Below are 6814 nucleotides of genomic sequence, written 5' to 3'. Positions count from 1 at the left end.
CACGAGACCGGCGCGACCGTCTGGTGCCGTCGCGGCTACGAACGTCTCTTCGCCGAAGCGACCGGCGTCTCCCCGGACAGAACCTTCGTCGAGGGGACGACCATCCCCGTCGGCGCGGGCGTCGAAGTCCTCGATACGCCGGGCCACGCCCGCGACCACGTGGGCTTCGTCGTCGGTGACGACTGCCTCTGTGGAGACCTCGCGGTCGCCGAGGGGAGCGTCGTCGTCGGTGCGCCCGAAGGCGACGTGCGGGCGTACCTCGTCGCGCTCAGGCGGCTCCACGCCCGGAACCCGGGCAGGCTGCTGCCCGGTCATGGTCCCGAAGTCGAAGATTCGCGCACGACACTCGCCCGACTCGTTGCGCACCGAAACAGCCGCGAGGAGAAGGTTCTCGACGCGATACGGGCGGGCAACGAGACACCCAACGCCGTGACCGACGCCGCGTACGACAAGGACATCGCCGGTGTGCGCGACCTCGCTCGTGCGACGGTCGTCGCCCACATCGAAAAACTCGCCGCCGAGCGTCGCGTCCGGTGGGACCCGGTCGAGGGGCGAGTTACCCCCGCGTAGAACCGCGCCGCTCTTGCGTCTCGCGCCCGCACCACGGGTATGAACCTCGAAGCCGAACTCGCCCGCGCCCGTGACCTCGACGTGTCGGAGTTGGCCGACGCCATCGAGTCCATCGGCTTCGAATGCACACGCTGCGGTGCCTGCTGTAAGGGGTACGAGACCGACGACGGCCCCGAGCCACATACGGCGACCGTCTTCCCCGACGAGGTTCGAGGCCTGCAGGAAGGGGCCGACGAGAACTACGACTGGCGCGACGTGGCCAGACCGATGCCGTACGGACTCACCGATGGCGACGACGGTCTCGAAGGCGAGACGTTCGAGTGGGCGCTCCAGACGAGTGCCTGCGGCGACTGCCGATTCTACGAAGAGGACGAAACCGGACAGGGGGCCTGTCAGGTCCACGACAACCGGCCGCTTATCTGCGAGACGTATCCCTTCAGCGTCGACCTCGGCGGCACGAGCCAACCCATGGGTGAAGCCGTCGATGAAGAAGGAATCGTCCGGGCACACGAGTGCGAGGGACTCGGTCGAGACATCTCCCGGGAAGACGCGGAGGAGCTGGCGCGAGCGCTCAAAGAGCGGGCGGTTCGCGAGTTAGAAGAAGCACGCGCCGTCGCCGACGCCTACGAACCGGTCGAAACGGATGCGGGAGAGGTCGTCGTCCACGACTCAGAAGGGGCGAAACACCCCGACGGAACGTCGATTCCGGAGTGAAATCTCACGGACGGCGGTACATCTTTAACACTCCGGACTGACCACATATTGGAGGTCTTACGGTGGAAATCTCAGATAAACTCCTGTGTCTGTTCAATGCTGACGTTCGCACCGAGGACGACCGATACGTCGTCGAAATCCCTCGTCGCGAAGTCGAGGCCGGTGCTATCGAAGCCGATGAAACGTATCGCGTCGCACTCATCTCTCGCGAGACGCACGAGACCGTAGAGTCCGAATCGAACGGCGGTGCTACCCCATCCGCCGAACCACAGCCCCCGGTCGAACCCGGAGAGCTTCGCTACGTCGAAATCGAGGACATCGGCAAGCAAGGGGACGGCATCGCCCGCGTCGAACGCGGCTACGTCATTATCGTCCCCGAGACCGACGTCGGTGAGCGCGTCAAAGTCGAAATTACCGAAGTCAAGTCCAACTTCGCCGTCGGCGAAGTCGTCGAAGACGACTTCTAACGCGACGCTTCTTTCGAAATCGACGCGTCTGCATTTCGTCGATTTCTCCGTTTCTGTCCGAGCGATAGAGCGACTAATGCACCACTATATTTACAAAAACACATTACTGGGAACAATCATTTTATCCCCCTTCGAAGTTGCCGTTGATGGCAACAGCACGGTCAGTAATCTGGCGATATTACGCCTATCGGATAACTGGGGCAACCGGCTTTTACCTCCCCGTCAGCATTCTCTATCTCCGCCACCAGGGGTTTGGCTTGGCATTTATCGGCGTGGCACAGGCGGCGTTTCTCTTCGGGATGGTTATCGCGGAGATTCCGTCGGGGTATCTCGGTGACAGAATCGGTCGGCGGGCGAGTCTCGCGGTCGGTAACACGCTTCGCGCTTCGGCCATGGTCGGACTCGTCCTTGCCTCCTCGCCAGTCGCCTACCTCGTCGTGAAAGTCGTCTGGGCGTTCGGCTGGGCGTTCAGGTCGGGAACGCAAAACGCGTGGCTTTACGAACTCCTCAAGCAGTATTTCGACGAGTCGGAGTACGCCCGCATCGAGGGACGCGGCAAGATGGGATTGTTGATAACGTCCGCGGCGACCGCAATCGCGGGCGGGTATCTCTACAGCATCGACGCCGCGCTTCCCTTCGTGGTCAACGCCGCACTCGCCGCGCTCGGTATCCCGATTCTGTACACGCTTCCGGCTGTCGGCGACGGGTCAGCTGATTCGGACGACCCCGGCGGCTCGAACGACTCCGTCTTCACCGTCCGCGAGGCAGTCCATATGCTTCGCGTCCAAGCGAAGCGACCGGCGGTTCGATGGCTCGTCGCCTACGCCGCGCTGTTCAACGGCCTCTTCGGGATGACCCGAACGTTCGAACAACCCGCGCTCGACAGCCTCGGTGTCTCGGTCGTCGGGTTGGGCGTGCTGTACGCCGGGTTCAAACTGGTCTCGGCCGGTGCCGCCTCGACCGTCGGCGTGCTCGAAGAGAAACTCGGTATCCGCAGAACGTTCGCACTTCTTGGCCCTCTCTTCGGCGTCGTCTACGCGAGCATTGCGCTCACCCCACTGTTTTTGGTACCGATGCTCTTCCTCTATCGGAGCACCCGCGTCGTTATCGCTCCGCTCCGCAATCAGTACCTCAACGACCGACTCGGCGATGTCGGACGGGCGACTGTCCTCTCGGGTGCGTCGATGGTCCTCTCGACGGCGAGTGGACTCGCCAACCTCGCCGGCGGGGCAATTGCAGACTCACTCGGCCCGGTGACGTTCCTTCCGTGGGCGGGGCTTACCGTCGCCGGCGCGGCGGGAGTCCTCTGGGTCGCAACCTCGCCAGTTCGGTCTTCCGACGACTCCACTCGGACTGACCCCACCGGGGCCGTCAGCACAGACTGACTCGGCACTCGACGCGGAACAGACCACACGTGCAAGTGAACGACCACGACCCACCACAGTTTCGAGTGAATGGGAGAGCACGCTTGCAAGTGAAGAGGAGAGAAAGAGACGTTCTGTCGCTTACTGAACGTACTTCGAGAGGTCTGCATCGACGTCGACGCTTCCCATATCCCCGACGTCTCCATACGGTCGATTCACCACGATGTCGCCCGCGGTGGACCGTCCGATACCGGGGATAGCTGTGAGTTCGTCCATCGAGGCCTCGTTGAAGTCGAGCGGGAAGGGGACGCCCGTAACCGACCGGTAGCCGTGGTCGACGACGGCCACGTCGATGTTCTTTCCAAGGTCTCGTTCACCCGGAATTCCGACCAAAAGCGGGTACGTCCCGAGTTGGCGGCCGAACGTCCGGCCGTCTTGGTGGTACTCCAGATGGACGTTCGGGAGAACCGTCCCCGGCGGGGCGACCCGTCGGAGCATCGGCCGGTCGATTTCCTCGCGGACTTCCTGTTTGTACGTCTTGAACAGTTGCTTGTGGTCGCGGGCGATGTCAGCGCCGGTGTCGGACATGTCCGTCCCGTCGAAGGCCATGACCTGCCGGATGTTGATGCGGCGGACCATCAGCCCCTCGTCGTAGACGCGCTGGAGGAATCGCTTGTTGTGCTCGAAGGTTTCCTCGCGTTCGCCCTTCAGGCCGTGCAGGAGATTGATTCCGGGAAGGAGTTTCGGCAAGCGGTTTGCGGCGTCGGGACCGTGTGTCGGTGCGTCGGCCGGGTCGTCGCCGGGTCGCCACCCGGCAACCTCGTTGACGATTTTGACCGCCTCGAAACACTCGTCGGCGGAGACGTTGAGGTTGTTCTCCTCTTGCACCACGGGGTCGGCGGATTCGAGGCCGAACGCCGCGGTGTCGCCCGCCGTGTTGTGCTCGGCGATGATACTGAGGGCTTCGCGGGATTTCTCGGGCCACCCGACGATGGTGATGGGATTGACGTTGTCGAGGTGGAGCGTCCCGAGGTCCGGTGCGACCTCTCGAATCCCGCCGTAGAGACGGCGAAGCGCGTCCGGGTTCGGGGCTTCGCCATCGCCGCCGAACGCGAGAATATCGGCCTGTCGGCCGAGACGGAAATGTCGCGCACCGCGGTTGTAGAGGTTCTCTACCTCCTTGACGACGGAGTCAGCGGTTCGGAACGCGGGATTTCCGTACAGCGGTTCGGTACAGAACGAACACCGGTAGGCACACCCGCGGGAGGTCTCCATCTCACAGATGAGGTACTCCGGATGGTTGGGGTGCTGTTCGACGACGAACGCGCCCTTTGCGGCCCAGCGGTCGAGTTCCTCGTTGTCGCGCATCCGGTTGCCGAAGCCTTCGAGTCCGGAGTCGATGAGGTCGTAGGTGGCCGCCTCGATGTCGCCTTTGGCGACGAAGTCGTAGTCGAGGTCCTTGCGCTCCATGTCCTGTCCGCCGGCGTTTTCGTCGCCGACGCCGAAGCGAATCGGGCCACCCATGAGCGCCGTGCCCTCGGCGACCCACGCGAGTTCGCGGACTTCGTCGGGTTCGGCGGGCGTGCCGCCCACGTACTTGCCGGGAACGGTCATGCCGCCGATGTAAATCATGAGGTCGGCGTCAGCCACGTCGCGCCACTTCTGTCGGTCCTCGCGGAGTTCGTCGATGGTGTGGTAGACGACGTTGGACTCTGGGACGCCCGCGTCGACCACCGCACCCGCGGTGAATCTGGGATACGTCGAGATATACGGCGGCACGCCGAAGTGCGCCGGTTCGTCGACGTATCCGTCGACGATAGTCACGGTGAGGTCGGCGGGGTCGGTCATCGGTCGCGGTTCGCGTTCGACGCTGAAAACGCAACCGGTCGAGCGGCGCTGTCTCCGTGCGCCCAGAGAGACCGTATGGAGGGAATAGACGCCCGGAGACGGTCCACGAGGTTCCGACTCCCGCGCGTTTATGAGCGTGGGAACGCAACGGATGGACATGCCCGCGACCCTCGAAGTCAAGTGCACCAACGAGGACTGCGAGCTCGATATGTTCGAGCTGCATTACACCTACGACATGCCCGACGACGTGACGGTGGCGGACTTCTCCTGTCCGTACTGCGGCGAACAACGGTTTTTAGAGGAGATTGAACTATGAGTGACCTCCGTAAATTCGGCGAGTCAGCCGCCAACGCCGTCCTCGAACGGGTCGGCCGCGGCGTCAGCCAGATGCAAGAGTACAAGCCGCTCGCGTACGACCTCCTCGAATCCGAGGACGCCTACCTCGTCGTCTTCGATGCACCCGGTGCCCGCGCCGAAGACGTACAAGTCCGCTTCCTCGACGGCGAAGTCGAAATCCGCATCGACCGCTTCCGCGACTTCCACGAGGGCTTCGAGATGCGCTTCCCCGGTCGCGGTCTCACTCTCTCCGGTAGCGCTGCACTCCCCTCCGATGCGGCGGTCGAAGCCGCAGAGGGAACCGCGACGGTCAACAAAAACGGTACGCTCGAAATTCGGATTCCAAAGGACGGGCGGGCGAGCGACATCGCCGTCACGGAACAAGCAGACGAAGAAGAGACGAGAGACGAAGAAGAGACGACGCCCGACGAAGCGTCGGAAGACGGTTTCGGCGACGTAGACGGCCGAGACGCCTGAAGTTCGCTTATTTTAGCATCCGTCGTCGCTGCCGTCGTTGTCGTCGTTGTCGTCGTTGTCGCCATCGCCGACATCACTGTCGCCATCGTCGCCCTCGCCGTCGAGTGTCATCCCCTCGACCACCGTAAACGACTCGTCGCCGTCGAATCGACTCGGGTCGAACGCTTTCGGAATCGACCCACGTCCGTCTCCGAGCACCGCTTCCGCGAGGGATTCGCCCATCGCTGGTGCCCACATGAACCCGTGGCCGTGCCAGCCGGTGGCGACGTAGACACCATCCACAACCTCGCCGACGAGCGGGTTGTTGTCCGGCGTCGAGCCACAGAGACCGGCCCACGCTCGCCCGAGTTCCGGGTCGAGTTTGGTCCGGTGGCGAGCGGTATCGAGTGCGTCCTCGATGAACCAGTCGTCCGCCGCCGGGTCCCAGTCGTCCGAGTCCGCTTCGACCGCCTCGACGCCGTCACCAGCGAGGACGCCAGCGGGATGCGGTCGGAGATACGACCCGTCGGTCGCGTCGTAGACGATAGGACCGCGGTAGTCGCACTCGCCGACGAGCGCCTGTGCCCGGTATGGTTTGAGCGCGATTAGGTAGCCAGCGTCGGCAAGGAGACAGCGCGAATCGATACCCGCCGCGACCACGACGGCGTCGAACCGGGCGGATAGCTCGTCGGTGACGACAACAGTCGGCGGCTCGGCGCGGACCGCTACTTCGTCGCCGACGCGGAACTCGACGCCGGCGCGCTCGCATTTTTCTACGAACAGGTCCACGTAGGCCACCGGGTCGGCCCACCCGGCGTTCTCGGCGACGCCCGCGAGTGCAATGTCGTCAGTGCGGATGGGAAATCGCCCGCCCAACTCGGCGGTGTCGACCAGTGAAACGTCCCGGTCGTGGACCCGCATTCGTTCGACCGACGCCGTGAGCGCGGTTGCCGCCGACTCGTCGCCTTCGCGGGCGAGAAACACGTAGGGCGTCTCGTGAAAGACGAACTCGCCGTCGCCCGAGAGCGACCTGAATCGGTCCATCGCGCGGTCGGCGAC

General features: G+C 63.8%; 8 protein-coding genes. 6 read left to right on the top strand and 2 right to left on the bottom strand.

Annotated features, from left to right (window positions below; genetic code table 11):
- The 4 genes from QT222_RS09150 to QT222_RS09135 all read left to right on the top strand — a co-directional run.
- The coding region (locus tag QT222_RS09150) for an MBL fold metallo-hydrolase (protein ID WP_491476984.1) at positions 1-570 on the top strand (570 nt) is incomplete at its 5' end.
- 39 nt (positions 571-609) lie between these two features.
- The gene (locus tag QT222_RS09145) at positions 610-1284 is read left to right on the top strand and encodes a YkgJ family cysteine cluster protein (RefSeq protein WP_004057499.1); all 675 of its coding nucleotides are present in this window, start codon (positions 610-612) and stop codon (positions 1282-1284) included.
- Positions 1285-1346: 62 nt separating this feature from the next.
- A complete protein-coding gene (locus QT222_RS09140; protein WP_004057500.1) occupies positions 1347-1751 on the top strand; it encodes a TRAM domain-containing protein in 405 nt (134 codons plus the stop codon).
- 146 nt (positions 1752-1897) lie between these two features.
- The gene (locus tag QT222_RS09135; protein ID WP_014732170.1) at positions 1898-3136 is read left to right on the top strand and encodes an MFS transporter; all 1239 of its coding nucleotides are present in this window, start codon (positions 1898-1900) and stop codon (positions 3134-3136) included.
- Between the two features lie 120 nt (positions 3137-3256).
- On the opposite strand, the gene QT222_RS09130 is transcribed toward QT222_RS09135, so the two are convergent.
- Entirely contained in the window at positions 3257-4963 is a 1707-nt protein-coding gene (locus QT222_RS09130; RefSeq protein ID WP_004057502.1) for a radical SAM protein, read from the bottom strand.
- A gap of 157 nt (positions 4964-5120) precedes the next feature.
- On the opposite strand from QT222_RS09130, the gene QT222_RS09125 reads away from it, so the two are divergent.
- Complete coding sequence (locus QT222_RS09125) at positions 5121-5279, top strand: DUF7559 family protein (RefSeq protein ID WP_004057503.1); 159 nt, start codon at positions 5121-5123, stop codon at positions 5277-5279.
- On the top strand, positions 5276-5776 hold the full coding sequence (locus QT222_RS09120; protein WP_004057504.1) for an Hsp20/alpha crystallin family protein: 501 nt from the start codon (positions 5276-5278) through the stop codon (positions 5774-5776). The genes QT222_RS09125 and QT222_RS09120 overlap by 4 nt, the downstream gene beginning before the upstream one ends.
- A 12-nt stretch (positions 5777-5788) precedes the next feature.
- On the opposite strand, the gene QT222_RS09115 is transcribed toward QT222_RS09120, so the two are convergent.
- A partial coding sequence (locus tag QT222_RS09115; RefSeq protein WP_491476983.1) for an NAD(P)/FAD-dependent oxidoreductase occupies positions 5789-6814 on the bottom strand: 1026 nt, incomplete at its 5' end.

The sequence above is a fragment of the Haloferax sp. s1 genome, assembly GCF_058382125.1.
Note: the sequence above shows the minus strand (reverse complement) of the source record. Positions and strands in the feature narration are given on the sequence as shown.